Origin of the sequence: Mycolicibacter senuensis (assembly GCF_003284925.1) — a bacterium.
Lineage (GTDB): Bacteria > Actinomycetota > Actinomycetes > Mycobacteriales > Mycobacteriaceae > Mycobacterium > Mycobacterium algericum_A.
In genome coordinates, this window is record NZ_QMEX01000054.1 from 1 (window position 1) to 26,081 (window position 26,081).

Annotated in this window: 29 protein-coding genes and 1 pseudogene; 9 read left to right on the top strand and 21 right to left on the bottom strand. The window is 68.2% G+C overall.

The features are described 5' to 3' along the window. Positions 1-747 (bottom strand): type VII secretion protein EccB (gene eccB, locus DQP56_RS13565; protein ID WP_112686251.1); only part of this gene is annotated, 747 nt, incomplete at its 3' end. A gap of 150 nt (positions 748-897) precedes the next feature. Here eccB and DQP56_RS13570 point away from each other — a divergent pair. Both DQP56_RS13570 and DQP56_RS13575 read left to right on the top strand, forming a co-directional pair. After that, positions 898-1,560 (top strand): cutinase family protein, encoded by a 663-nt coding sequence (locus DQP56_RS13570; protein WP_112686253.1) that lies wholly within the window; start codon positions 898-900, stop codon positions 1,558-1,560. 68 nt (positions 1,561-1,628) lie between these two features. Beyond that, positions 1,629-2,258 (top strand): cutinase family protein, encoded by a 630-nt coding sequence (locus DQP56_RS13575; RefSeq protein WP_112686217.1) that lies wholly within the window; start codon positions 1,629-1,631, stop codon positions 2,256-2,258. Between the two features lie 81 nt (positions 2,259-2,339). Here DQP56_RS13575 and truA read toward each other — a convergent pair whose 3' ends face one another. From truA to infA, 8 genes are all read right to left on the bottom strand, one after another. After that, the gene (gene truA / locus DQP56_RS13580) at positions 2,340-3,209 is read right to left on the bottom strand and encodes a tRNA pseudouridine(38-40) synthase TruA (RefSeq protein WP_112686219.1); all 870 of its coding nucleotides are present in this window, start codon (positions 3,207-3,209) and stop codon (positions 2,340-2,342) included. Beyond that, positions 3,187-3,753, bottom strand: a complete 567-nt coding sequence (gene rplQ, locus DQP56_RS13585; RefSeq protein ID WP_112686221.1) for a 50S ribosomal protein L17 — start codon at positions 3,751-3,753, stop codon at positions 3,187-3,189. Before rplQ ends, truA begins: the two co-directional genes overlap by 23 nt. Before the next feature lie 59 nt (positions 3,754-3,812). Then, positions 3,813-4,856 carry a DNA-directed RNA polymerase subunit alpha gene (locus DQP56_RS13590; RefSeq protein WP_013830209.1) on the bottom strand — a complete coding sequence of 348 codons (1,044 nt, stop codon included), beginning with the start codon at positions 4,854-4,856 and terminating at the stop codon, positions 3,813-3,815. 75 nt (positions 4,857-4,931) lie between these two features. Further along, a complete protein-coding gene (rpsD, locus tag DQP56_RS13595) occupies positions 4,932-5,537 on the bottom strand; it encodes a 30S ribosomal protein S4 (RefSeq protein WP_013830210.1) in 606 nt (201 codons plus the stop codon). Positions 5,538-5,561: 24 nt separating this feature from the next. Next, on the bottom strand, positions 5,562-5,972 hold the full coding sequence (rpsK, locus tag DQP56_RS13600; RefSeq protein ID WP_013830211.1) for a 30S ribosomal protein S11: 411 nt from the start codon (positions 5,970-5,972) through the stop codon (positions 5,562-5,564). A 5-nt stretch (positions 5,973-5,977) separates the two neighbouring features. Then, positions 5,978-6,352, bottom strand: coding sequence for a 30S ribosomal protein S13 (gene rpsM, locus DQP56_RS13605; RefSeq protein WP_064923439.1), 375 nt, complete (start codon positions 6,350-6,352; stop codon positions 5,978-5,980). Positions 6,353-6,508: 156 nt separating this feature from the next. Next, positions 6,509-6,622 (bottom strand): 50S ribosomal protein L36, encoded by a 114-nt coding sequence (gene rpmJ / locus DQP56_RS13610; RefSeq protein ID WP_003879483.1) that lies wholly within the window; start codon positions 6,620-6,622, stop codon positions 6,509-6,511. A 63-nt stretch (positions 6,623-6,685) separates the two neighbouring features. Beyond that, on the bottom strand, positions 6,686-6,907 hold the full coding sequence (gene infA / locus DQP56_RS13615; RefSeq protein ID WP_003418601.1) for a translation initiation factor IF-1: 222 nt from the start codon (positions 6,905-6,907) through the stop codon (positions 6,686-6,688). A 270-nt stretch (positions 6,908-7,177) separates the two neighbouring features. On the opposite strand from infA, the gene DQP56_RS13620 reads away from it, so the two are divergent. The 6 genes from DQP56_RS13620 to mmsB all read left to right on the top strand — a co-directional run bounded on the left by DQP56_RS13620 (position 7,178) and on the right by mmsB (position 13,434). Then, complete coding sequence (locus tag DQP56_RS13620; RefSeq protein WP_112686223.1) at positions 7,178-8,035, top strand: LLM class F420-dependent oxidoreductase; 858 nt, start codon at positions 7,178-7,180, stop codon at positions 8,033-8,035. 145 nt (positions 8,036-8,180) lie between these two features. Next, complete coding sequence (rfbB, locus tag DQP56_RS13625) at positions 8,181-9,176, top strand: dTDP-glucose 4,6-dehydratase (protein ID WP_112686225.1); 996 nt, start codon at positions 8,181-8,183, stop codon at positions 9,174-9,176. A gap of 1 nt (position 9,177) precedes the next feature. Next, positions 9,178-9,741 (top strand): dTDP-4-dehydrorhamnose 3,5-epimerase, encoded by a 564-nt coding sequence (gene rfbC / locus DQP56_RS13630; RefSeq protein WP_112686227.1) that lies wholly within the window; start codon positions 9,178-9,180, stop codon positions 9,739-9,741. A 112-nt stretch (positions 9,742-9,853) separates the two neighbouring features. Next, positions 9,854-11,374 carry a CoA-acylating methylmalonate-semialdehyde dehydrogenase gene (locus DQP56_RS13635; RefSeq protein WP_112686229.1) on the top strand — a complete coding sequence of 507 codons (1,521 nt, stop codon included), beginning with the start codon at positions 9,854-9,856 and terminating at the stop codon, positions 11,372-11,374. A gap of 12 nt (positions 11,375-11,386) precedes the next feature. Continuing rightward, the gene (locus DQP56_RS13640) at positions 11,387-12,550 is read left to right on the top strand and encodes an isobutyryl-CoA dehydrogenase (protein ID WP_112686231.1); all 1,164 of its coding nucleotides are present in this window, start codon (positions 11,387-11,389) and stop codon (positions 12,548-12,550) included. 8 nt (positions 12,551-12,558) lie between these two features. Continuing rightward, complete coding sequence (mmsB, locus tag DQP56_RS13645) at positions 12,559-13,434, top strand: 3-hydroxyisobutyrate dehydrogenase (protein ID WP_112686233.1); 876 nt, start codon at positions 12,559-12,561, stop codon at positions 13,432-13,434. Between the two features lie 66 nt (positions 13,435-13,500). Here mmsB and DQP56_RS13650 read toward each other — a convergent pair whose 3' ends face one another. The 3 genes and pseudogenes from DQP56_RS13650 to DQP56_RS13660 form a co-directional block, all read right to left on the bottom strand. Then, positions 13,501-14,472, bottom strand: a complete 972-nt coding sequence (locus DQP56_RS13650; RefSeq protein ID WP_435673862.1) for a lytic transglycosylase domain-containing protein — start codon at positions 14,470-14,472, stop codon at positions 13,501-13,503. A gap of 114 nt (positions 14,473-14,586) precedes the next feature. Next, the gene (locus tag DQP56_RS13655) at positions 14,587-15,630 is read right to left on the bottom strand and encodes an ABC transporter ATP-binding protein (protein ID WP_112686237.1); all 1,044 of its coding nucleotides are present in this window, start codon (positions 15,628-15,630) and stop codon (positions 14,587-14,589) included. 146 nt (positions 15,631-15,776) lie between these two features. Continuing rightward, positions 15,777-16,721, bottom strand: a pseudogene (locus tag DQP56_RS13660) (alpha/beta hydrolase); the annotation flags it as partial. Positions 16,722-17,309: 588 nt separating this feature from the next. Here DQP56_RS13660 and DQP56_RS13665 point away from each other — a divergent pair. Next, positions 17,310-18,254 carry a hydroxymethylglutaryl-CoA lyase gene (locus DQP56_RS13665; RefSeq protein WP_112686241.1) on the top strand — a complete coding sequence of 315 codons (945 nt, stop codon included), beginning with the start codon at positions 17,310-17,312 and terminating at the stop codon, positions 18,252-18,254. Here DQP56_RS13665 and DQP56_RS13670 read toward each other — a convergent pair. The 9 genes from DQP56_RS13670 to DQP56_RS13710 all read right to left on the bottom strand — a co-directional run bounded on the left by DQP56_RS13670 (position 18,251) and on the right by DQP56_RS13710 (position 26,028). Further along, positions 18,251-19,366 carry an adenylate/guanylate cyclase domain-containing protein gene (locus tag DQP56_RS13670; protein WP_112686255.1) on the bottom strand — a complete coding sequence of 372 codons (1,116 nt, stop codon included), beginning with the start codon at positions 19,364-19,366 and terminating at the stop codon, positions 18,251-18,253. The two genes, DQP56_RS13665 and DQP56_RS13670, sit on opposite strands and share 4 nt — an antisense overlap. A 72-nt stretch (positions 19,367-19,438) precedes the next feature. Further along, positions 19,439-19,909 (bottom strand): lipoprotein LpqH, encoded by a 471-nt coding sequence (locus DQP56_RS13675; protein WP_234825656.1) that lies wholly within the window; start codon positions 19,907-19,909, stop codon positions 19,439-19,441. A 24-nt stretch (positions 19,910-19,933) separates the two neighbouring features. After that, positions 19,934-20,593 carry a CAP domain-containing protein gene (locus DQP56_RS13680; protein ID WP_112686243.1) on the bottom strand — a complete coding sequence of 220 codons (660 nt, stop codon included), beginning with the start codon at positions 20,591-20,593 and terminating at the stop codon, positions 19,934-19,936. A gap of 13 nt (positions 20,594-20,606) precedes the next feature. Next, positions 20,607-20,987, bottom strand: a complete 381-nt coding sequence (locus DQP56_RS13685; RefSeq protein ID WP_112686259.1) for a DUF732 domain-containing protein — start codon at positions 20,985-20,987, stop codon at positions 20,607-20,609. A gap of 2 nt (positions 20,988-20,989) precedes the next feature. Next, complete coding sequence (locus DQP56_RS13690; RefSeq protein WP_526022705.1) at positions 20,990-21,559, bottom strand: Rv1363c family protein; 570 nt, start codon at positions 21,557-21,559, stop codon at positions 20,990-20,992. Positions 21,560-21,603: 44 nt separating this feature from the next. Beyond that, positions 21,604-22,224 carry an Rv1363c family protein gene (locus DQP56_RS13695; RefSeq protein ID WP_234825658.1) on the bottom strand — a complete coding sequence of 207 codons (621 nt, stop codon included), beginning with the start codon at positions 22,222-22,224 and terminating at the stop codon, positions 21,604-21,606. After that, positions 22,188-23,597, bottom strand: a complete 1,410-nt coding sequence (locus tag DQP56_RS13700) for an MCE family protein (RefSeq protein ID WP_112686247.1) — start codon at positions 23,595-23,597, stop codon at positions 22,188-22,190. The genes DQP56_RS13695 and DQP56_RS13700 overlap by 37 nt, the downstream gene beginning before the upstream one ends. Then, complete coding sequence (locus tag DQP56_RS13705) at positions 23,598-24,704, bottom strand: virulence factor Mce family protein (RefSeq protein WP_112686263.1); 1,107 nt, start codon at positions 24,702-24,704, stop codon at positions 23,598-23,600. Positions 24,705-24,741: 37 nt separating this feature from the next. Continuing rightward, complete coding sequence (locus DQP56_RS13710) at positions 24,742-26,028, bottom strand: virulence factor Mce family protein (protein ID WP_112686249.1); 1,287 nt, start codon at positions 26,026-26,028, stop codon at positions 24,742-24,744. Positions 26,029-26,081 lie beyond the last annotated feature (53 nt).

Sequence of the window (26,081 nt, forward strand, 5' to 3'; positions counted from 1 at the left end):
ACCGGCCGGGTCGGCGGGGCGCCAATGGGCGCAAAGAGTCACCGTGGCGGGCAGGTCGGCGAGGCGACCGACGGAATCCGACGGTGCGGCCGGCGGCGCCTCCGGGATCGCGTTGAGCCACAATCCCGAGACTCGCCGCGGCCCGGCGGGATCCAGCATCGGGTCGGCGGGGTTGATCGGCATCCGCCGTCCCCGTAGCAACAGGTAGGTGATCGCCGACTCGGAGCTGACGGCTATCGCCTCGTCGTCGAGGCCGGCCATGGGCGCCGGGTCGGCACCGGCGACCAGCGTGGTGCCGGCCGGGTCCTCGCACAACGACCAGGCCGCCGTCGCCGCCAGGGCCTCCCCGAGCACTCCGGGGGCGCCCGGGATGCCCACCGGCGGGCCGCGCCGCGCCCGGCCGATCGCGTCCCCGGTCACCGGCCGCGGGTCGGTGGCTCCGGCGATCAGGCGAGCCGAGGCGAGGTTGAGCACCGGATGCACCACGTCGCCGACCCGGACATAGAGCGCGCCGGATGCGCGATCCAGCACGATGGGTGCGTCGCCGAGGCCCGGTTGCGGGCGCACCACCGCCGCCACCACGGCGCCGGCTACCGCGATCACGGTGAGCAGGCAACCCAGAACCAGCCCGGCGCGGCCCGGCGCGGGACCGCCCCCCAGCTGCCCGCAGCGCAGCGCACGTTCCAACCGCCGGGTCTGGTATCGGTGCGCACTGAGCTGCAGTTGTGTCGCCGATCGCCCCGCCATCCACCACTCCCTCGCGTGTGGCCGAGGCTAACCGCGGACCCGGTCGGGCCGTCGTCAGCCATGCACAGGGTGGTCGGCGCCCACAACCGGCTTCGGTACCATCCCGTTATGCGTTTTTCTCAGTTCAACAGCGTCTTTTCGGTGTTGTTGATGGCAGCCGCACTGCTGACCGTCCCGGCCGTGGCCCCGTCCACCCTCCCGTCGGCGGCCGCCTACGACTGCCCGGACGTCGAGGTCATCTTCGCCCGCGGCACCAGTGAGCCCCCCGGCGTCGGCCGGGTCGGCCGGGCGATGATCGACTCGCTGCGCCAGCAAACCTCCAAGAAGGTCGACGAGTACGGCGTCAACTACCCTGCCGGCCGGCTGCAGCTCGGTGGTGGCGACGGTGCCAACGACGTGATCCGGCGCGTCAAAGCCGCCGCCGACGTGTGCCCGGACACCCAGTTGGTGCTCGGCGGGTATTCGCAGGGCGCCTCGGTGATCGACATCGTCACCGGCACCCAGGTGGGCGGTATCAGCTGGGGCAACCAGCTGCCCGCCGAGTACGCCGACCAGGTGGTGGCCGTGGTGGCATTCGGCAACCCCGCCGTCCGCACCGGCGGGCCGATCAGCGCGCAGAGCGCCCTGTTCGGCGCCAAAGCCCTCGACCTGTGCAACCCGGGTGACCCGATCTGTCACGAGGGGCCGGGCAACGAGTGGACCGATCACACCGACGGCTACATCCCGGCGCTGACGAGCCAGGCGGCCAACTTCATCGCCGGCCGGCTGCGGGCGCCCGGTCCGGTACCGGATGTCGAGCCGCTGGTTCGCTGACCGGCGCTGACCTGCGACGACGTGGTTAGTTAGCTAATCAAGTCTTTATTTCGCTACTATCTCTGGCTGTGAAGGCATTCCGCATCCTGGCCGCGTCCGCCGCCGCTGCCGCGCTGCTGATCAGCCCCGTCCCGTCGTCGCCTGCTTTCGCCGACGGGTGCCCGGACGCCGAGGTGATCTTCGCCCGCGGCACCGGCGAACCACCGGGCCTGGGCCGGGTCGGTAACGCGTTCGTCGGCGCGCTGCGGAACCAGACCTCCCGGTCCATCGGCACCTACGCGGTGAACTATCCGGCCAGCTACGATTTCGGCCGGGCCGCCGACGGCGCCAACGACGCCAGCGGTCACATCATGTGGATGATGGAGAACTGCCCCGGCACCCGCCTGGTGCTCGGGGGATATTCACAGGGCGCGGCGATCATCGACATCATCGCAGCGGCACCGGTGCCCGGTTTCGGTTTCACCGCGCCGCTGCCGCCCGAGGCCGCAGACCACGTCGCGGCCATCGCGGTGTTCGGCAACCCCTCCAACAAGATCGGTCAGCCCCTGACGAACAGTCCGGTCTACGGGTTCAAGACCATCGACTTGTGCACCGACGGCGACCCGGTCTGTTCCCCCGGGCGGGTGTTCTCCGCGCACTCGGGCTACACCCCCGGCATGACCAATCAGGCCGCCTCGTTCGTCGCCGGCCTGCTGTAGTCCCCCTCGGCCGCGAGCGTGCGTGTTTGCCCGGCGACGCGCCGCTGCGAGCGTACAACTGTGCCCGCTCGCTCCGGACGGCTAGCGGGTACGCAGGTCCCGGGTGATGACGGTGCGCGCCGCCAACTGGTCGTCCGGCGGGTAGTCGACACCGACCAGGGTCAGCCCGCGCGCCGGCGCGGCGGTGAAGTCGCTGGAGCGGCGACTGGCACTCAGCAACCCCGCTAACCAGGCTGCATCACGCCGATGCTCGCCGACCGCCAGCACCGCCCCGACCAGCGAGCGCACCATCGACCAGCAGAACGCGTCGGCGCTGACCTGCGCGGTGACCAGATCACCGTCGCGCACCCAGTCCAGGCGCTGCAGGTCGCGAATGGTGGTCGCGCCTTCGCGGTGGCGGCAGAACGCCGCGAAATCGTGCAGTCCCAACAGGCTTCGTGACGCGGCCGCCATCGCCTCCACGTCCAGCGGGCGAGACCAGGCGGTGACGTAACGGGCCTGCTGGGGTGCCACGCCGTAGGGCGCGGTGGACAGCCGATAGGCGTAATGGCGCCGCAGCGCCGAGAACCGGGCATCAAAGCCAGGAGCAGCCCGGTCCACCCGCAGCACCCGGACATCAGCCGGCAGGAAACGCGCCAACCGTCGTGTCAGCGCTAAAAATTCCGGCTCGCCGCCCCGCCGGGTACGCGAATAGGCGTACTGCAACGCCGACTCGGGAACATCGACGTGGGCCACCTGCCCGGTGGCATGCACCCCGGTGTCGGTGCGTCCCGCCGCGAACAGCCGCACCGGGTTGCGGAATACCGTCGTCAGCGCCTCATCGAGGACACCGGCGACGGTGCGCTGCCCGGCCTGAACCGCCCAGCCGGCGAATTCCGTGCCGTCGTAGGCGATGTCGAACCGAAGCCGGACAGCCCCGGCGGTGCTGTCAGGACTCGTCGGTGCCCTCAGCGGTCTCGGCCTCAGCGGTCTCGTCGGCTTCGGTCGCTTCAGTCTCCTCGACCGCTTCGGCCGCTTCGGTCTCCTCGACCGCCGGCTCTTCGGCCTGCTCCGCCTCGGCAGGCTTCGCCGCGGCCTTCTCGGCCTTCGCGGCCTTGGCCCCCGCCCGTCGCGCCTTGTCGGCCTCGGAGGTCACCGTCTTCTCCCGGACCAGTTCGATCACGGCCATCGGGGCGTTGTCGCCTTGGCGCGCCTCGACCTTGATGATGCGGGTGTAGCCGCCGTTACGGTCGGCGAAGTGCGGGGCGATCTCGGCGAACAGCGAGTGCACCACGTCCTTGTCGCGGATCTTCTTGAGCACCTCACGCCGGTTGTGCAGCGTGCCCTTCTTGGCGTGGGTGATCAGCTTCTCGGCGTACGGCCGCAATGCCCGCGCCTTGGACTCGGTGGTCTTGATCCGGCCGTGGGTGAACAGCGAGGTGGCCAGGTTGGCCAGCAGCGCCTTCTGGTGCGAGGACGACCCGCCGAGACGGCGACCCTTGGTGGGCTTGGGCATTGGGGCTTCTCCTAAATGGGGCCGGCCCCCGTATCAGGTAGGGCCGGGACGGAATTCTGCTACAGCTGTTCGGTTTCGGCGTAGTCCTGCTCGTCGTAACCGGTGTCGGCCGACCAGGTGCCGGTGGCGGCGTCGTAGCCCGCCACCTGCGACGGGTCGAAGCTGGCCGGGCTGTCTTTGAGCGACAGACCGAGCTGGTGCAGCTTCACCTTGACCTCGTCGATGGACTTCTGCCCGAAGTTGCGGATGTCGAGCAGGTCGGACTCGGTGCGGGCGACCAGCTCCCCGACCGTGTGCACGCCTTCGCGCTTGAGGCAGTTGTAGGACCGCACCGTCAGATCCAGGTCGTCGATCGGCAGCGCGAACGACGCGATGTGGTCCGCCTCGGCCGGCGACGGCCCGATCTCGATGCCCTCGGCTTCGACGTTGAGTTCGCGTGCCAGGCCGAACAATTCGACCAGGGTTTTGCCGGCCGAGGCCAGCGCGTCCCGCGGGCTGATGGAGTTCTTGGTCTCCACATCCAGCACCAGCTTGTCGAAGTCGGTGCGCTGCTCGACACGGGTGGCCTCGACCTTGTAGGTCACCTTGAGCACCGGCGAGTAGATCGAGTCGACCGGGATGCGGCCGATCTCGGCACCGGAGACCTTGTTCTGCACGGCTGGGACGTAGCCGCGGCCCCGCTCGACGATCAACTCGACCTCGAGCTTGCCCTTGTCGTTGAGGGTCGCGATGTGCATGTCGGGGTTGTGCACCGTCACGCCCGCCGGCGGCACGATGTCACCGGCGGTGACGGCACCCGGGCCCTGCTTGCGCAGGTACATGGTGACCGGCTCGTCCTCGTCGGAGGAGACCACCAGACCCTTGAGGTTCAAGATGATGTCGGTGACATCCTCTTTGACGCCGGGGACCGTGGTGAACTCGTGCAGCACGCCGTCGATGCGGATGCTGGTGACCGCCGCGCCGGGGATCGACGACAGCAGCGTGCGGCGAAGCGAGTTGCCCAGGGTGTAACCGAATCCCGGCTCCAGCGGTTCGATGACGAACTGGGAGCGGTTGTCGGCCACGACCTCTTCGGACAGGGTGGGGCGCTGCGAGATCAGCATTGGTGTTCTTTCTCCTTCTGGCACCCGCTATTTGATGCCTTTTGGGGGTCCCGGGGGCGTTCCCCGAGTGTGGTGTTACTTCGAGTAGAACTCGACGATCAGCTGCTCGGCGAGCGGGACATCGATCTGTGCGCGCTCGGGCAGCTGGTGGACCAGGATGCGCTGCCGCTCCCCGACCACCTGCAGCCAGCCCGGGATGGGGCGGTCGCCCGCGGTCTCCCGGGAGATCTGGAACGGCACCGTGTTGATCGACTTGTCCTTGACGTCGATGATGTCGTACTGCGACACCTGATAGCTGGGCACGTCGACCTTCACACCGTTGACGGTGAAGTGGCCGTGGCTGACCAGCTGACGGGCCATCCGACGAGTGCGGGCCAGGCCCGCGCGATAGACCACGTTGTCCAGCCGGCTCTCCAGGATGCGCAGCAGTTCCTCGCCGGTCTTGCCGCCACGACGGACGGCTTCCTCGTAGTAGCGGCGGAACTGCTTCTCCATCACGCCGTAGGTGAAGCGAGCCTTCTGCTTCTCCTGCAGCTGCAGCCGGTATTCGCTTTCCTTGATCCGCGCGCGGCCGTGCTGGCCGGGCGGGTAGGGCCGCTTCTCGAATGCCTGGTCTCCGCCGACGAGGTCGACGCCCAACCGGCGGGACTTGCGGGTTGCGGGTCCGGTGTAACGAGCCATGTTGTTTCTCCTCCTCGAACCCGACTAGACCCGGCGACGCTTGGGCGGACGGCAACCGTTGTGAGGTTGCGGGGTGACATCGGAAATCGCACCGACCTCCAAGCCGGCAGCCTGCAGCGAGCGGATCGCGGTCTCGCGGCCCGAGCCCGGGCCCTTCACGAACACGTCGACCTTCTTCACACCGTGCTCCTGCGCCTTGCGGGCGGCGTTCTCGGCGGCCAGCTGCGCGGCGAACGGAGTGGACTTACGCGAGCCCTTGAACCCGACGTGACCCGACGACGCCCAGGCGATGACGTTGCCCTGCGGGTCGGTGATCGTCACGATCGTGTTGTTGAAGGTGCTCTTGATGTGCGCGGCACCATGCGGGACGTTCTTCTTTTCCCGGCGCCGGGTCTTCTGGCCCTTCTTGGGCCCGGTCGCTTTCTTCGTTGCCATGGGTCTTACCTGGCCTTCTTCTTACCGGCGATGGTGCGCTTGGGGCCCTTGCGGGTACGCGCGTTGGTCTTGGTCCGCTGGCCGCGGACGGGCAGGCCGCGGCGGTGCCGCAGACCCTGGTAGCAGCCGATCTCGATCTTGCGACGGATGTCGGCTTGCACCTCGCGGCGCAGGTCGCCCTCGACCTTGAGGTTGCCCTCGATGTAGTCGCGCAGCGCGGTCAGCTGCTCGTCGGTGAGGTCCTTGCTGCGCTGGTCCTTGTCGATACCGGTCGCGGCGAGAATTTCGTTGGAGCGGGTACGGCCGATGCCGTAGATGTAGGTCAGCGCGATCTCCATGCGCTTATCGCGCGGCAGGTCGACGCCCACAAGTCGTGCCATGGGTGGCATTCCCTCTTTCGTAGCGGAGGTGTCGGTCCCAGCCCGTTCCCGGCCGAAATAGCTCCGGGGCCCGGCCTCCGATCCGGGCGTTGCCGAACGGCCAATCCGTTCAGTGGTACTGGGAGGTCTGCATTCAGTTGTGTGGCGGGATGTCGGCTAGCCCTGACGCTGCTTGTGGCGCGGGTCTGAGCAGATCACCATGACCCGGCCGTGCCGACGGATCACCCTGCACTTGTCGCAGATCGGCTTGACACTGGGGTTCACCTTCACGGCTGCTGTGGTCCTGTTCTCATTCGCTGGTTGCTAAAGGTCTGCTGGCTGGGCGGCCGGGCGCTACTTGTACCGGTAGACGATGCGTCCCCGGGACAGGTCGTAAGGGGACAACTCCACGACCACCCGGTCCTCCGGCAAGATTCGGATGTAGTGCTGCCGCATCTTGCCGCTGATGTGAGCGAGCACCTTGTGACCGTTCTCCAGCTCAATGCGAAACATCGCATTGGGCAGGGGCTCGACCACTCGGCCCTCGACCTCGATGGCACCGTCTTTCTTGGCCATTACTCTCCGGCGATCCTCCGTGTCTGGCTTTCCTGTTGTATATGCATGCGCCCGCCATGGCGCAGCATCGACTACGACTACAGAACGTGGGCCGGTGGCAGGAAATTCCAGGCAGAAGGCCAAGAATCTCAGACTGGGCACGCAAGAGTCGACGCGAACGCCGCACCGTCGTCCCACGATACCCGCTGGAGAGCCGGGCGCCAAAATCGTCGGTGATGAGAGACTGACTCCAGACGGCAGCAGCCGCCGCCACGCAGCGATGGGATGCATATGACCGAGGCACTGTCACTCAAACCCGAGCTGGGCCGCTACGCGGTTTGGACTTTCGGATCCCCTTCTCCCGAGCAGGCCGCCGAGATCGAACGGTTGGGTTACGGCGCGATCTGGGTGGGCGGCTCGCCGGCCGCTGATCTGGCGTTTGCCGAGCCATTGCTGGCGGCGACCACGACGCTGCAGGTCGCCACCGGGATCGTCAACATCTGGTCGGCGCCGGCGCCGCAGGTCGCGGAGTCGTATCACCGGATCGAGGCCGCTCATCCCGGCCGGTTCCTGCTGGGCATCGGAGTCGGTCACAGCGAGGCCACTGCCGAGTACCGCAGTCCGTATCAGGCCCTGGTCGATTATCTCGACGCCCTGGACGCGGCCGGCGTGCCCACCAGCCGCCGGGTGCTGGCCGCGCTGGGCCCCAAGGTGCTGCGATTGGCGGCGGAGCGCAGCGCCGGGGGCCATCCCTACCTGACCACTCCCGAGCACACCGCGACCGCGCGCGGACTGATCGGGCCGTCGGTGTTCCTGGCGCCCGAGCACAAGGTGGTGCTCACCACCGATGCCGCCGCCGCCCGCGAGGCCGGGCGCGAGGCGGTCGGTTTCTATCTGCGGCTGTCGAACTACGTCAACAACTGGCGCAGGCTGGGCTTCACCGAGCGCGATGTACGCCCACCCGGCAGCGACCGGTTGATCGATGCGGTGGTGGCCCACGGCACCGCTGAGAAGGTCGCCGCCCGGTTGGGTGAGCACCTGGACGCCGGCGCGGATCAGGTGACGATCCAGGTGCTGGGCGGCTGGCAGGCACTGCTGCCGACACTGACGGAGCTGGCCGGCCCGCTGGGGTTGACGCCGCGCGACTGAGCGCCCAGAGCGGCACCCCCGACGGCGCCGCTTGGCGCGAGGCGGATTCTCACGACGCCCCCCGGCCGGCGCAACACGCTGACGTGGCGTCGTGGATTTCCCGCTCGCGGGCAGGGGGTGCCCCCGCCACCGATAGGGTTGCCGCATGCGGCTGCTGGTCACCGGCGGCGCCGGGTTCATCGGCGCCAACTTCGTGCACAGCACGCTGGCGCAGCGGCCCGGCACCGAGATCACCGTGCTCGACGCCCTGACCTACGCCGGCAGCCGCGAGTCACTGGCCGACGTCACCGCCGATATCCGGCTGGTGGAGGGCGACATCACCGACGCCGCGCTGGTGTCGCAGCTGGTCGCCGAATCCGACGCGGTGGTGCACTTCGCCGCCGAAACCCACGTGGACAACGCGCTGGCCGACCCCGAGCCGTTCCTGCGGTCCAACGTGGTCGGCACCTACACGGTGCTGGAGGCGGTACGCGCCCACCGGGTGCGGCTGCATCACGTCTCCACCGACGAGGTCTACGGCGAGCTGGCACTCGACGACCCGCGCCGGTTCACCGAGACGACGCCGTATCACCCGTCGAGCCCCTACTCGTCGACCAAGGCCGCCGCCGACCTGCTGGTGCGGTCCTGGGTGCGCTCCTACGGCACCCACGCGACGATCTCGAACTGCTCCAACAACTACGGGCCCTACCAGCACGTGGAGAAATTCATCCCGCGCCAGATCACCAACCTGCTGACCGGGCGCCGGGCCAAGCTGTACGGCAGCGGCGCCAACGTGCGGGACTGGATCCACGTCGACGACCACAACAGCGCGGTCTGGGCGATCATGACCGGCGGGCATCCCGGGCGCACCTACCTGATCGGCGCCGACGGCGAACGCGACAACCGCAGCGTGCTGCAGGCCATCCTGCGGCTGATGGACCACGACCCCGACGACTTCGACCACGTCGCCGACCGGCCCGGCCACGACCTGCGGTATGCGATCGACCCGTCGGCACTACGCGACGAGCTGGACTGGAAACCCGAGCACACCGACTTCGAGGCCGGGCTGCGCGCGACGATCGACTGGTACCGCAACAACGAATCCTGGTGGGCACCGCTGAAAGACGCCGCCGAAGCCCGCTACGCCGAGCTGGGACGCTGAGGTGGCGTTCCGCGAACTGGCCGTCCCGGGGGCCTTCGAGCTCACCCCGACTCAACACGCCGACGCGCGCGGCGTGTTCTTCGAATGGTTCACCGACCGCGAGTTCACCCGGTTCGCCGGTCACCGGTTCGACCTGCGGCAGGCCAACTGCTCGGTGTCGCGTGCCGGCGTGCTGCGCGGCCTGCACTTCGCCGAGGTGCCGCCCGGGCAGGCCAAGTACGTCACCTGCGTGTCGGGGGCGGTGTTCGACGTCGTCGTCGACGTCCGGGTCGGTTCGCCGACCTACGGCCGCTGGGATGCGGTGCTGCTGGACGACCGCGACCGCCGATCGGTGTACCTCGCCGCCGGCTTGGCGCACGGATTCCTTGCGCTGCAAGACGATTCGACAGTGATGTATCTGTGCTCCGCCGAATACGACCCGCAGCGCGAGCACACCATCAGCGCCACCGACCCCGCGATCGGCATCGCCTGGCCCGCCGATCACCCGCTGGTCTCCGAGCGCGACCGCGACGCACCGACGCTGGCCGAGGTGCGGGCCGCCGGGCTGCTACCGACCTGGGATTAACCGCAACGAGCACGCACCCTCGGCACGGCGGACCCCTCGCATTTACTAGGATGTCCAAGTATTCTTCCGATAGGGCCGACCCGGCTCGCCCACGACTTCACGGGGATGACGCATGAGCACTCAGATTCCACACTTCATCGACGGCCGCCGCACCGCCGGCGGCTCAAAACGCAGCACCGACGTCTTCGATCCCAACACCGGCGCGGTCCAGGCGACCCTGCCGCTGGCCAACACCGCCGACGTCGACGCCGCGGTCGCCTCGGCCGCCGAGGCCCAGCGCGGCTGGGCCGCCCAGAACCCGCAGCGCCGCGCCCGGGTGCTGATGCGCTTCATCGACCTGGTCAACGCCAACGCCGACGAGCTGGCCGAGTTACTCTCCCGCGAGCACGGCAAGACCCTCGACGACGCCCGCGGCGACATCCAGCGAGGCATCGAGGTGATCGAGTTCTGCGTCGGCATCCCGCACCTGCTCAAGGGCGAGCACACCGAGGGCGCCGGGCCGGGCATCGACGTCTTCTCGCTGCGCCAGCCGCTGGGTGTGGTCGCCGGGATCACCCCGTTCAACTTCCCGGCGATGATCCCGTTGTGGAAAGCGGGCCCGGCACTGGCCTGCGGCAACGCCTTCATCCTCAAGCCCTCCGAGCGCGATCCCTCGGTGCCGGTGCGCCTGGCCGAGCTGTTCGTCGAGGCCGGGCTACCGCCAGGGGTGTTTCAGGTGGTCCACGGCGACAAAGAGGCCGTCGACGCGCTGCTGCACCACCCCGACGTCGCCGCGATCGGCTTCGTCGGCAGCTCCGACATCGCGCAGTACATCTACTCGACGGCCACCGCCAACGGCAAGCGCGCCCAGTGCTTCGGTGGGGCGAAGAACCACATGATCGTGATGCCCGACGCCGACCTGGACCAGGCCGTCGACGCGTTGATCGGCGCCGGCTACGGCAGCGCCGGCGAGCGCTGCATGGCGATCTCGGTGGCGGTGCCGGTCGGCGAGCAGACCGCGGAGCGGTTACGCGGCCGGCTGGTGGAGCGGATCAACAACCTGCGGGTGGGCCACAGCCTCGACCCCAAGGCCGACTACGGCCCGCTGGTGACCCGCGCCGCTCTCGAGCGGGTCAACGACTACATCGGTCAGGGTGTGGCCGCCGGCGCCGAACTGGTGATCGACGGCCGGGAACGGGCCAGCGACGACACCCAGTTCGGTGACGCGGACCTGTCCGGCGGCTTCTTCGCCGGGCCGACGCTGTTCGACCACGTGACCACTGAGATGTCGATCTACACCGACGAGATCTTCGGGCCGGTGCTGTGCATGGTGCGCGCAGCGGACTACGAAGAGGCGTTGCGGCTGCCTAGTGAACACGAGTACGGCAACGGGGTCGCGATCTTCACCCGCGACGGCGACACCGCCCGCGACTTCACCTCCCGGGTGCAGGTCGGCATGGTCGGGGTCAACGTGCCGATCCCGGTTCCGGTGGCCTACCACACCTTCGGCGGCTGGAAGCGGTCCGGCTTCGGTGACCTCAACCAGCACGGCACGGCGTCGATCACCTTCTACACCAAGGTCAAGACCGTCACTCAGCGCTGGCCCTCGGGGATCAAGGACGGCGCCGAATTCCACATCCCCACCATGCAATAGGGGCTTGGGCACATGAAAACCGTGCTGGATGACGAAGAACGGGTAATCGTCGAGACCGCCGCGGCGTTCGCCGAAAAACGGCTCGCCCCGCACGCCCTGGAATGGGATGAGTCCCACCACTTTCCGGTCGATGTGATGCGGGAGGCGGCCGAGTTGGGGATGGCGGCGATCTACTGCCGCGACGACGTCGGCGGGTCCGGGCTGCGCCGGCTGGACGGGGTGCGCATCTTCGAGCAGTTGGCGATCGCCGACCCGGTGATCGCCGCCTACCTGTCGATCCACAACATGTGCGCCTGGATGATCGACAGCTACGGCACCGAAGAGCAGCGCAAGAACTGGGTGCCGCGACTGGCGCCGATGACCGCGGTCGCCAGCTACTGCCTCACCGAACCGGGGGCGGGATCCGACGCCAGCGCGTTGAGCACCCGCGCGGTGCGCCACGGTGACGACTACGTGCTCGACGGCGTCAAGCAGTTCATCTCCGGCGCCGGCGTCTCGGATGTGTATGTGGTGATGGCGCGCACCGGCGCTGACGGCCCTCGCGGCATCTCGGCGTTCATCATCGAAAAGGACACTCCCGGACTGAGTTTCGGAGCCGCCGAGCAGAAGATGGGCTGGAACGCCCAACCGACCGCACAGGTCATCCTGGAGGGGGCACGGGTGCCCGCCGAGGCGATGCTGGGCGGACCCGAGGGCGAGGGCAACGGGTTCAACATCGCGATGAACGGCCTCAACGGTGGCCGGATCAACATCGCGGCCTGCTCGCTGGGCGGCGGCCAGGCCGCGTTCGACAAGACCGGCGGCTACCTGGCCGACCGGTCGGCGTTCGGCAAGGCGCTGCTCGACGAGCCGACGATCCGGTTCACGCTGGCCGACATGGCTACCGCACTGGAGACCTCCCGGCTGCTGCTGTGGCGGGCGGCGACCGCGCTCGACGACAACTCGCCCGACAAGGTCGAGCTGTGCGCGATGGCCAAGCGCTACGTCACCGACGCCTGCTTCACCGTGGCCGATCAGGCACTGCAGCTGCACGGCGGCTATGGGTATCTGCGCGAGTACGGTCTGGAGAAAATCGTCCGGGATCTGCGGGTGCACCGCATCCTGGAGGGCACCAACGAGATCATGCGGATGGTCGTCGGCCGAGCCGAGGCCGCTCGGGTCCGGACCGGCAGCTAGGAGCTTCGATGCAGACCGTCGCATTTCTGGGACTGGGACACATGGGCGGGCCGATGTCGGCGAACCTGGTGGCCGCCGGGTACGCCGTGCGCGGCTTCGACCCGGTGCCGGCGGCGGCCACGGCCGCCGAGCAGCGCGGCGTGAGCGTCCAGCCGTCGGCCTCCGAAGCGGTCGCCGGCGCCGACGTGGTGATCACCATGCTGCCGCACGGCGACGCGGTGAAACGCTGCTACGCCGACATTCTGCCGGCGGCCCAACCGGGCGCCCTGTTCATCGACAGCTCCACCATCTCGGTCGCCGACGCACGTGAGGTCCACGCGCTGGCCGGCTCACACGGGTTCGCCCAACTCGACGCGCCGGTGTCCGGCGGGGTCACCGGCGCGGTCGCGGGGCGGTTGGCCTTCATGGTTGGCGGGGAGCAGGACGCGGTACAGCGCGCAACACCGGTGCTGGAGCCGATGGCCGCCAAGGTCACCCACTGCGGCGCGGCCGGCGCCGGTCAGGCCGCCAAGATCTGCAACAACATGGTGCTGGCCGTCCAGCAGGTTGCCGTCGCCGAGGCGTTCGTGCTGGCCGACAAGCTCGGCCTGGCCGACCAGGCGCTGTTCGACGTGATGACCGGTGCCACCGGAAACTGCTGGGCACTGCACACCAACTGCCCGGTTCCCGGCCCGGTGCCCACCTCGCCGGCGAACCGGAACTTCGAGCCGGGTTTCGCCACCGCGCTGATGAACAAGGACCTGCACCTGGCGATGGACGCGGTGAGCTCAACCGGGGCCAACGCCCCACTGGGCTGCCACGCCGCGGCGATCTACGCCGAGTTCGCCGCCGAGCACGCCGCCGAGGACTTCAGCGCGGTGATCAACCTGCTGCGCGGGAACTGAGCCGCGGGCGGCCGGGTCAGCCAGATACCCGGCGCCACACCGCGATTGACGCCCCCCGGGGCAGGATCAGGAGTCGCCGGGCCTGGGCTCCGGGGCGGTCGCCTCGCCGGGCTCGGCCGGTGGCCCAGCGGTATCGGCGGCCGACCCGCCCAAGTCGATCAGCGCCGTCCCGGCCAGGGGGCCGGTGGACGGCAGGCCGTGCAGGTTGCCCGGTAGCCCCGGGCCGAGTCCCGTCGACGCCTCCAGGTGAGGGTCGCCGAGCGGCGAAGGCTCCATCACGGGCGGGAGTTCGACCGGCACCACACCCCCGGCATAGGCTGCCGCCCAGCCCAGCACGCTGCGGGCGTACGCGGTCGAATGGTTGTAGCGCAGCACCGCGGACAACGCCCGTCCCGGCTCGCGCAGATCCTGGCCGCCCGCGCACAGGTATCGGGCGGCGGCCAGCGCGGAGTCGTACAGGTTCTGGGGGTCCGCCACGCCGTCGCCGTCGCCGTCGGAGGAGTACCGCGCCCAGGTGCTCGGCAGGAATTGCATCGGTCCCACTGCCCGCACGTAGCCGGCCTCACCATCGGAGCCGTTGTCGACGATGACCTCGTTTCCGGGCAAGGTGCCGTCGAGTGCCGGACCGTAGATCGGCTGGACGGCGGTGCCGCGGATGTCGGTCGAGCCAAAATTAGCATGCAGCGACTCGATACGTCCGATCCCGGCCAACAGGTTCCAGCCAAGGCCGCAGCCCGGGTCGATGGCCGTCATCGCCTGCTCGGCATTTCGATAGGCCGACAACGCTATGTCCGGGATACCCGATGCGCCAACGTGGTTCACGGTCACCACTTCGGGCGGCGACGAAGGCGGGTGCGGACCTGCGGTACGCAGCACCTGCGGCGGACGCTCGACTGCAACCACGACCGGGCCGGCCGCGTCACGGCCGGTGACCGTCACTGCCGCCGCCGGGGCGACGTTGTTGCCCGACACCGACACCGGCACCGACGCGCGTGGCGCGGCACCGGCGGCGACGGCCAAGACCAGCGGTGCCGTCACAACGATGCCGAAACAGTCGCGTGACCAGCAGCTCACCACGGCCGACGACCGGGTACCCGGCCGTGATCGGTGACGTGCCATGTTGATCAGCCCCCGTCCCTCGATCGCCTTGTGTTAGACGGGGATCGACGCGGTGGGCGCGTCGTCGTCGGCCGGGAAGTCGTGCACAGCGTACTTGTGGGTGCCCTCGAGGTCATCGCGGATGGCCGCCTGAGCGTTGGGGGGCAGGGTGTGCAGGATCTCACGCACCCGAGCCTGCCGGCGACCCACCGCCTTGCGCTCGGGCATGCCGGGGCTGGCCACGATCTGCGGCGGCACCCCCTCCACCTCGTCGACCCCGCCGTCGGCGTGACCGGCATCGATGGCAGCCTGCTCGGCCGCCGCGGTGGCCTGGTCCTTCTCCTCGGACATGCCGATCGGCCCGATCCGCCGGCCGTTGAGGAACTGCTTGACCGCCGGCTCATCACTGGTCAGCAGCACCTCACGCGGCCCGAACATGACCAGCTTCTTGCGGTACAACATGCCGATGTTGTCCGGCACGGTACGCACCACGTTGATGTTGTGCGTGACGATCAGGATGGTCGCGTCGATCTGGGCGTTGATGTCGATCAACAGCTGACTCAGATACGCGGTGCGCACCGGGTCCAGACCCGAGTCCGGCTCATCGACCAGGATGATCTTCGGGTCCAACACGAGCGCGCGGGCCAGACCGGCACGCTTGCGCATACCACCGGAGATCTCACCCGGAAACTTGTAACCATCATTGGGCATACCCACCATGTCGAGCTTCTCCATGACGATGTCACGGATCTGGCTCTCGGACTTCTTGGTGTGCTCACGCAACGGGAACGCGGTGTTGTCATAGATGTTCATCGACCCGAACAGGGCACCGTCCTGAAACAGCACCCCGAACAACGTCCGGATCTCGTAGAGCTCCTTGGCCGAACACTGCAGAATGTCGGTGCCGTCGATGACGATCGAGCCGCGCTCCGGGCGCAGCAGGCCGATCAGGGACTTCAAAAACACCGACTTGCCGGTACCCGACGGGCCCAGCATGACGCTCACTTCCCCCTCGGGAATGGTCAAGGAGACGTCTTCCCAGATCCGGGCCGATCCAAAGGACTTCGTCAGCCCATTTACCTCGATGGCGACACCCACAGAGAGTCCTTCCAGTTGCGCTGCCACGGCTGAGGTCAACCGGGCATGACGAATTACGTTGCCAGGGTGAGTATCTCGCGCTGCCCCGGCCGGTTGGATCGGCCTCGGAGGCCCCGCGATCGGGTCGGTGTCCGCACAGCTGCGGGCGTGGCCCGGCGGATGTAGTCCCCGATCTCTCGTAGCGACCGGTCCGCCTCGGGCACCAGCGGCGCGACGACCTGGAAGTCGTGCACCTGCCCGGGCCACACCCGCACCTGGGTGGGTACCCCGGCCATCACCAGCTTTTGCACGGCCAGTTGTGCGTCGTGCAGCAGTACCTCGGAGCCCGAGACATGGATCAACGTCGGCGGCAGGCCCGGTTCCACGTGATCCAGCGGTTCATACAACGGTGCGCCCGCCCGGCCGGATGTATCGGCACGCGCGGCCCGGGTGATCAACGCGACCAACGCATCAAACGCATTCGGCGGGAACATCGCATCGGTTCTCATATTCGGGTGAGCCCGCTTGGGACCGGCCGCCAGCTGCAGCGACGGTGAGATCCCGACCAGCGCCGCCGGCGCCTCGGCGGCCTGGCGCAGCAGCCGCTGCGCGAGCGACATCGCCAGATAACCGCCGGCCGAATCGCCGGCCAGCACGATCTGTTCCGGCCGGTAACCGCGATCGCGCAGCCAACGATAGGCGTCGTGACAGTCATCGAGGGCCATCGTGACGGAGTGTTTGGGCAGCAGCCGGTAGTTCACCACCAACACGGGAGAATCGGCGAACTTCGACAACGAGTGAACCAGTCTGCTGTGCGAGTTGGGCCCGCAGGCCACGAACGCGCCGCCTTGCAGATAGAGCACCACCCGGCCATTGCCGTCCGCGGGCGGCACCCAGGCGGCACGCACCAGCCGCGCGGTGGCCGTGGGTAACCCGATCGTGATCGCCGCAGGACCCGGGGCGGTAGGCAGTGCCCGCGCAGCGAAGTCGATCATCGACCAGGGCCACGGCAGATGGGGAACGTAGCTGCCCACCGCCAGGGCGCGACGCACCGTCAGCCGGGACGTCAGCGCCAGCATTCGGGCCGCTGCACTGGGAGTCAATCCGCTCATCGCGAAAGGCAGCGCAGCACCGTCGCCGCGGTGCCGCCCCGCGAGCACCCGTAGTGTTTTCGGACTCGAAGAACTGTCCGGCCTGGCTTGTTCGGAGGCAGAGGGCTCCATGACGACGCCTGTTCCTTGTGGAATGCTCGGCAACGGAAAACCTTGCGGCCCAGCGTGTGAGCATCTCCGGCTTGTGGATGACTATCATCATGGCCGATTGCGCGCCGGCCCCGCTTCCCCCAGAAGAGCACAGCTTGTTCCCCCTTCGGGGTAGCCTGCTGCGGCCGGGGCGCCGGCCCGCCGGCGTCCTCCCGAGCCGGTATCGCGACACGGCACGCGCCCATCCCCCGAAAGGATGCAATTGGCCCTCCACCGGGGGGACGCATAACGGACCGGCCTGTCGTTTCTCGGTCTCTCACGCCTTCCGAACGGTTATACCCTTTGCCCCGAACATCTTTCGTAGCTAGTCTCGCTGGTGGAGTGAGCCTTCGACAGGTCTCACCGCCGCATGGGTGCGGGGATTCCGCGGATCGGCGGCACAGGGGTATCGCCCGGGTGCCGCAGGCCCGCGATCCATCGTGAAGGTGAAAGGACTATCTGGTGAGTGCATTGCCCACGCAAGTCAAAATCCGCGAAGTGGGTCCGCGCGACGGGTTTCAGAACGAACCCGAAACCATCGCCACCGCCGACAAGATCGATCTGATCAACCGGCTCGCCCGCACCGGACTGCGCCGCATCGAGGTGGCCAGCTTCGTGCGGCCCGACGTCATCCCCCAACTCTCCGACGGAGTGGAGGTGCTGCAGGGTGTCGACGTGAGCGACGACGTCGACCTGATGGTTCTGGCGCCCAACAGCAAAGGCCTGGACAACGCCCTCAAGGTACGCGAGACCTTCTCTGAGGTAGCGATTTTCGTCTCCGCCTCCGAGACGCACAACAAGAAGAACGTCAACCGGACGGTCGCCGAGTCGATGGCCGACAACGCCGTGAACGCCAAGCGGATCGTGAGCGAGGGCCTGCATTGCGCCGCGGTGATCGCCACCTCCTACGGGTGCCCCTATGAGGGCAAGGTGCCGCTGACCCGGGTCCTCGACCTCGCCGAACAGTTCGCAGCCGCCGGCGCCACCGAGATCGGCTTCGGTGACACCACCGGAATGGCCAACCCCGCCTACGTCGGGGAGTTCTTCACCGCCGCCATCGAACGGTTACCGGGGGTCGAGGTCACCGCGCACTTCCACAACACCCGCGGCCAAGGTCTGGCCAACGCCTACGCCGCCCTGCAGGCCGGCTGCACCAGCTTCGAGTCCAGCTTCGGCGAACTCGGCGGCTGCCCGGTACCGGCCGGCTCCACCGGCAACATCGCCACCGAAGACCTCATCAGCATGTTCGAAGAGATGGGAGTCTCCACCGGGGTGTCACTGCCCGCGCTCATCGACGCCGCCCGCACCGCCCAGGACGTGCTCGGCCGCAAACTCACCAGCCACTCCATCGTCGCCGGACCGATCGAGTGGAGCCGCAACACCGACGCCCGCTCCTGCCGCTAACCGCTGCGGCGGGCCTCGTACAGCACCACGTCGCCACCAATCCCCTTCAGCTGACGTATTTCGGCGAACGCCCATACGATTCCTGCCGCATCGCCGATTGCGGCGCGCGCGGATTCGGTCACCCGGACCGTGCCCGCCGGTGCCGCGTCGGTCACCCGGCTGGCCAGGTTCACCGGGCTGCCGTACCAGTCACCCGAGCGGCAGACAGCGGGGCCGGTCGCGAGTCCCACCCGAAGGCGGGGGAAACCGGCCGCGGCGGCGGCCTGCACTAGGTCCAACGCCGTGGTCAGCAGTTTGAGCGGGTCGGCACAGACCAGCATCACCGCGTCGCCGATGGTCTTGACGAACTGGACGGGGCTCGTGACGACGTCACGGGCCAGGTCGGCGAATCGGCCGGCGATCAGCCCCAAGTCCTCCGGTGGCAGCTGCTCGCCCAGCCGGGTGAACCCCACGAGGTCGGCGAACGCGATCCCGACTTCCCGCGCACCCGGCAAGGTGCCGGCGGCCCGCTCGACCGCGTTGATCGCCTCCGTCTCGAATGAGTGCCGCAGCGCCAGCCGCATCAGGTCCGAGGCCATCGGGCCGAAGAGCGGCTCCGCCGTTCGCGCCAGCTCTTCGCATGCCTGTGCCAGGTCGAGTTCACGGGCGCCGGGGCGCAGCAACGCCTGCAGCGCCGCCTGACGCATCGCCATGGCGGCGCCGCTGAGTCCTTCCATCAATAACCGCACCGTCAGGACCACCTGCCCGGCGTCGAAGCCGAGGTCGACCAAACGTGCAGCCGACAGGACTGATTCGGCGTCCGCGCGCGATTGGCATGGCGCATCGGGGTCGTCCACCCGAACCAGCCCCACCGCACGATGCAGTTGTTGCAGCAATTCCAGGTTTACCCCGGTGGATTCCGAGACTTCCCGTACCGATACCACGGAGCCGTCTTCACCGATGACACGGTTGGCCGGCAGCAGCATCGGGCTGTAGGCGCTGCGGATCTGGTCGGTATCGAATCCGTGAGCCAGCAGCCAGGAGATCAGCTCGGCCCGCTCGTCACGCGCGGCGCCCTCGAGGTCCCCGAGCAGTGCCTCGACGTCCACCCCATCAGGCTGCACCGTCACCATGTCACCCAACAGCTCGGTGCGTTGTCTAGTGGGTTCGTGCACCGGCGGCCTCGCCGGCACATCCGCGCGTTGTCAACACGCGACCTTGATCGCGAACGGCCGCACGGTGCGCTCGAACGAGGTCGCAGTGTATCCCTGGGCGACACCGGTGATGTCGTAGGTGGACTCGATCATGGTCACCTCGGCATCACCGTCCAGGCCGCGGTTGTAGTTGCCGGTGAACTCGCCGAGGGCACGGATCAGGACGGATTCGACGGTGAGCTGCCCGGTTTTTGACACCGTCACCGTGGCGCCAGACGCATCGTCGCCGATGGTGATCGTGGTCAACCATTCGTCGGACGCACACTGCACCTTTTCCGGCGCCGCCAGATCACGGTGGTCGACGGCGAGTTGTACTGTGCCCGGGGCCAATACCCCGGTGCCGGGCCGGGTGGCCGTATGTCGTGGCGAGCACGCGACCCCACCACCTGCCAGCACCATGCCCACTACGGCGACGACGGCGACATGAGTGATCGCCGCGCCGGAATCTGCGGGAGCGCTCATCTAAATCTCCTTCCGCCCTGGGCGTTATCGCGGCGGGTTGGCCGGCGGCGGGTAGACACCGCGCAGGATCCAGGGCAGCCAGTTGAAGAAGTACTCCACCTCGTCGGTTCCGTCGTAGTCGGGGCTGGGACTGAGCGGGGCGTTCACCGGTTCAGCCGCACTGAGCGGCGGGCGCCCTCCGGCGCCGGGGGCGTTGGCCGGCTGTTGCGGCGACTGACCGTAGACCGCGACGACGACGGTGCGGTCCGGGCTGTTCTCCGACCACACGCCGATCTGGTTGTTGCTGCAGTTGGACATGATCGCGAAAGAGGCCGGGTTGTGGTACCAGTGGTTGATCAGGTCGACTCCGGTGATGGCAATCGCGGGGTGGATCGCCACGGTCTCGGCGACCGGGCCGGAGAAACCGGCGGCCTCGGCACGGCTTTGCACGGTGGAGCCATCCGAGCCGATATCGCCGTCGAGGTCGCGGTTGTTGAGCACATCATTGGTGTGCCGTTGGGCGGCCGCCTGCAATTGCGGGTTGATCGAGACGTCATTGGTGCAGCCGGCCTGATGCTGCACGGTGTAGACGTTGGCGACGACCGACTCGTTGAGCCGGCGGTTGTCGGCGTGCCCGACCACCGGGTCCAGCACGGCACCGGCCAGCAGGATTGTGGCGGCGGGGAACAGTACGCGGTAACGCATCTCGGTCTCCTCATCAGGTGGCGCCCGGGGGAGGGCGGTAGTGGGCTGCGGAGTTGCGCAGTTGCCAGATCTGGGCTGGACACAGTTCGTTGACCGCCTGGCCGATCAGGTAGGAAGCATGGAATTCATCGTCGGTGGCGAAGTCGGCCTTGACGTCACCGACCAGCTGCGCGTAGGGCCGTCCGCCGGAGACCTTGTCGCAGATGCCGTATCCGTAACCCAACGCGTCCTGGGCGCTGGCGAAGTGATAGCCCGGCCGGACCGTCACGTTGACCAGATACGCTGTGGCATCAGCACTTACGCACGGCGTCAATGCCAGCGGCGCGCAGCCGAGGGCGCAGGCCCCCAGCGCCGCCGCCGACCGGCGACGGACCACGGATCGGTACCGGCGCATCATCAGACCGGCTCGAACCCGGAGATCAGCCATCGGCCGTCGACGTGGTCGAGGGTGACCCGGACACTGGAGGCGGTGTTGCTCGGCGCATCTTTTCCGACGGCCACGGACTGATTGACGAACAGCAGCACCACCGCGTGACTTCCGCTCATCGACACCGGGGCGCCGGCCGGCACGGTGGCCACCGCACTGATCTGCTGCTGCTTGGCCCCCGGGATCACCACATCACGGGTGAGCGAGGTGTAGGCATCCAGGAACTGGCCGGTCAGCCTGCCGCGGGCCGACTCGAGATCCTGTTCGACGGTGTCGGGCTTGTAGGACAACAGCGCGATCGTGCCGTCGGTGGCGGCCTGCATCGACGCGGCACGCGCCGCCGGGGCCTCCCGCACCGAAGCGTCCTGCCATTTCAGGAAACCGGCGGCCATCGCCAACAGCAACGCCACCGCTGGCAGCAGGGCGTAGGCCAGCAGCTGCGGCCACGAGCGGGCACGGTGGCCGGGCTCGGCCACGGGTTCGGCCGTATCGGCCACTGCGGCAATGGCTTCGTCGTCGGCTTCGATCTCGGTCAGCATCACCTCGGGCTCCTTCAGTGCGGTCGCCGCGCGACTTGGGGCGGTCATGCCACGAACTCGACGTTGGAGACCTTGGCGCCGTCGTCGACCTTCTGCACGCCGATCCGCATCCGCCACAATCGCGGTTGTTGGTCAGCCGTACGGGGATCGGACGTCTGTACCGACACCGCGACGAGCACCTGGGCATGATCGCTGTCGAACGATTCCAGCCCGGCCTCGGTGACGGTGCCCTCACTGGTGGTCTGGGCGCGTTTGACGACTTCCATGAACGGCCCTGAGCGTTGCTGGAAGTCGTCGTGGAACTCGCCGGTCGCCGAATCGAGGATGCGGTCGATGTCGGCGTCGACGTCGGTGTAGCGGATCGTGGTCAGGTTCAACGCAGCTTGGCGACCCACCTGGAGGAACACGTTTCGCTGGTGTTGCTCCTGGTGCGACTGGTAGGTACGCACCCCGAGCCATCCGGCCACCCCGGCCAGGGCGATCACCGCCGCCGAACCGGCGATCAACGCCGTCCGCACCGCGGTGCGCGGTCTGGCCGAGACCTGCTGATCGCCCGGTGTGGCGCCGGCAGCGGCGGTGTCCTGGGCCGTCGCCTGGTCAGCGGCGTCCCGGTCGGCTGCTTCGACGCTCAGTTGCCGGTCGGCGGTGTCAACATCGACTGCCATGTCTTCTCCTTCGGCGCGGTTTGGCCCAGTTCGGCTTGCGGGAATGTGACCGGTCCCGCGGTGGGGATCGGTGGGACGGACCCACCGGCCGGCGGTGAGCCGGGCGGCAGCTGCGGGATGTCCTGGCCGGTGATCGTGGCGTTGGGGTCGCCCTTCCAGTTCCAGCCGTCGTTGAGCGGCACGTACTGCTCGTCGCTCTCACACATCGCCACCGTCGGCGCGCGTTTGCCGGGCACCGTCTCGCACGGGGCGTTGCGGACACCACGGACACTGAACGGGAAGTCCTGCGGGACACGGCAGTACAGGTCACCGGGCGCGCGATCCGGGTAGTCCTCGAAGCTGGCCACCCGGCGCTGCTGGGCCGGCAAGAACCCGGTGTTGCATGGCGGCGGCAGGTTCAGGTTCAGGTTGAAGCTCAGATATGCCCCGCGGTAGTCCTGCTTGGTGTTGTGGTTGGCCACCAGGGTGGCCGACATCAGCGAGATGCCTTCGGGCAACACCACCAAGAGCTCTTCGAGGTTGTCGTGATAGTCGATGCCGACCCGGCCGAGGCTGGTCAGGTTCGCCATCATGCTCGGCAGGGTGGGTTGCAGCCGCTCGAAGAGCCGGCCGGCCTCCCCGAACGCCGGGCCGCCGTTGTCCAGCAGCGCGGCGACATCCTGGTCGTGGGTTTGCAGTTCGCTGGTCACGGTGGCCACGTGCGACGCCCAGGCCGTAATGGCCTGCGAGGTGTGGTTCTGCGAGTCGGCCACCGGCTGCCACTTGTCGATCAGGGTGATCAGCGGGTCGAGGTTCTCGCGGGCCTCGATCGCCAGGTCTGCGGAGCCCTTCACCAGGCGGGCCAGTTCGGGTCCCAATCCGCCGACCGCGACGTAGGACTCGTCGACCACGGTCTTGAGGTTGTCGTGGGGCACCGCCCGCAGGGCCGTGGTGGCGGCGCCGAGCAGGGCGTTGATGTCCGGTGGCACCGAGGTGTCCTCGAGCCGGATCACGTCGCCGTTCTTCAGCGGGGCCGCGGTGCCGCTGCGCGGCCGCAGGTCGACGTACTGCTCACCGACCGCCGATTGGCTGTGCACTTCGGCTTTCAGATCCGACGGGATGTCGATGCCGGATTTCAGCGACAGCTGCGCCTCCACACCGGTGGCGGTCAGGTGCACCGACTTGACCCGGCCCACCTCGGTGCCGCGGTAGGTGACGTTGCCGCTCTCGTAGAGACCGCCGGTCTCGGGCAGTTCCACCGTGACGGTGTACCGGCCGACGCCGAACAGCATGGCCGGCAACTTGATGAAGTGCAGCGCCATGAACGTCACCGCGAAAAGCCCGATCACGCTGAGGATGGCGAGTTGGATCTTGATCCTTCGGTGCAGAAACATCTACGGCCCCTGATCCCAGCGGTACGGATAGGTCAACGGATTGCCGGCGTTGTGCGGCCCGCCGGCGGTGCACGGGCTGGGGAGCTGGCCGATGGTGCGGCCCCATTGCAGCTCCAGCTCGGTCAGGTCGCATTCCCACCTGGTGCCGGTGAATATGCCTTGATCGAAGCGGCTCAACGTCAGGTCGACGATGGCCTGCAGGTTGGCGTAGTCGCCGCGCTGCCACTTCTCGATCTCCTCGTTCGGGAACGGGAAGGTGGAGATCTCGCTGAGCCCGCGGGTCATGGCGGGGCCCGCGTTGGCGAACGCCTCCAGCACTGGTCCGATCTGGTGGAATTCCTTGACCAGGTTCTCTTTTGTCTGGTTGACCGCGTCGGCGGTCAGGGCGCTGAACTTGCCGAGCTGAGCGACCGCCTCGGTGAGGTCGCCCCGTTCCTCGTTGAGCACCGCCAACGCATCCGGGATGGTCTTGAGGGCCCGGTCCAGAACCGGTTGCTGCGCGGAGAACTTGCCGACCAGCTTGTTCAGGCTCTCGGTGGCGGTGATGATGTCCTCGGTTTGGCCGTTGAGGTTCGCGGTGAAGGTGTCCAGCTGCCCGATCAGACTGCGCACATCCTGGGAGCGGCCGCGGAACGCGGTGGAGAACGCCTCGACGATGTCCTGCAGTTGGCCGAGTCCACCGCCGTTGAGCACCATGGACAGCGCCGCCAGCGTCTGCTCGGTGCTCGGGTAGCTGCCGGCATTCGACAGCGGGATGAGCGCGCCGCCGCGCAGCTTGCCTTCCGGCCGGACGTCGCTCGGTGGCGCCAGTTCGATGTGCAGCGAACCCAGCAGGCTGGTGGTGCCGACCTTGGCGGTGACGTTGGCGGGCAGGTCGACGTCGCGGTCGAGACGCATGGTCACCAACGCGTGCCAGCCCTGGCGTTCGATCTTGGTCACGGTGCCGACCGTCACGTCGGCGACGCGCACCCGCGAGTTGGCCTGGATGTTGTTGACGTCGGGCATCTGCGCCTGGATCACGAACGAGCCGGGACCCTTGCCCTGGGTTCCGGGCAGCGGCAACGAGTTCAGCCCGTGCCAGTCGCAGCCGGTCACGGCGGCCACCATCACGGCCAGCACCAGGCTCAGCGCCACGCGCGGCCAGTCAGCCGGTTTCACGCGCCACCTCCGGGGGAATCATCATGCCGGGCAGCCCGGCGGCGGGGTCGGTGCTGACCGCCGCCGGGGCCGCCGGTGCCGGGGCCGCGGCCGGCGCCGCCGGCGGGACGTAATCGGGCCGCAGCCAGTCTTCGGTGTAGGTGACCTCGTTCGGCCGGGCTGTCGGGCCGACGAACAGGTTCTCCCCCAACGGGGGGAAGTTGTACTGCCGGTTCTTGACGATCGGCGCCAGGTATTGCACGCACAGCTTCGCCGCTTTGTCCATGTTCAGCCGGCTGGCGGCCTGGATTGCGCCGCACAGGAATTGGATCGGGTCGGCGAAATTGTTGACGGCCAGGGCGCCGGTCATGGCGCCGTTGGACGGCTCGTAGATGTTGTTGAAATTCGACAGCGTGGTAGGCGCGACGTGCAGGGTCTGCTTGATGTCGTCGAGGCTGTCGACCAGCGCGGTGCTGATCGAGGTCAACTTGTCCGACGCGGTGCCGATGGTCTCGCGGTTGTCGGCGGCGAAGTTGCGCAGATCCACGACGACGGCGTTGAGATCTTCGGCCGCCCGACCCACCTTGTTGGGGTCGTCGGCCAACGCGTTCGTCACCGCGGCCAGGTTGTGGTTCAACTGCTCGAGCAGACCGGTGCTGTCGTGCAGCGCCGACACCACCGTCGACAGGTTCTTCAACGTGCCGAAGATGTCTTTGCGGTGATCGCCGAGCGCCGACACCGCCTGTGACAGCGTGACGATGCTGTCCCTGATGATGCCGCCCTGCCCGCGCAGGTTGCCGGCCGCGGTGTTGATCAGCGCGCCGAGCGTGCTCACGCCACCGGGCTCGGTGGGCTTGAGCAGTTCGGTCAGCCGCTCGAGTTGGCCGCGCAGTTCGTCCCATTCGACCGGCACCGCGGTGCGGTCCTGGGGAATGACCGCACCGTTGCCCATCGTGGGCCCACCGGTGTAGGGCGGTGTCAACTGGATGGCCCGGCCGGTGACCAGTTGTGGTGACAGGATCGCGGCTTTGGCCTCGGCCGGCACCTGGTACTTGCTGTCGAACCAGAAGGTGATCTTGGCGCGCTGCGGCTGCGGTTCGATCTTTTCGACCTTGCCCACGGGCACCCCGCGAATACGCACGTCGTCACCGGGAAACAGACCGGTGCTGTTGTCGAAGTACCCGATCACCGTCGTTCGGCCGATCCGCGCGTAGCCGCGTACCGCCGCGAATCCCCCGGCGATGAGCACCAGGCTCAGGATCGCGGCCAGCACCGTTCGCACCCTTGTTGTCACGATTGCCCCCCGGAATGGTCTTGCGGCGCAATCTCTCCGGGCGCCGGAACGTA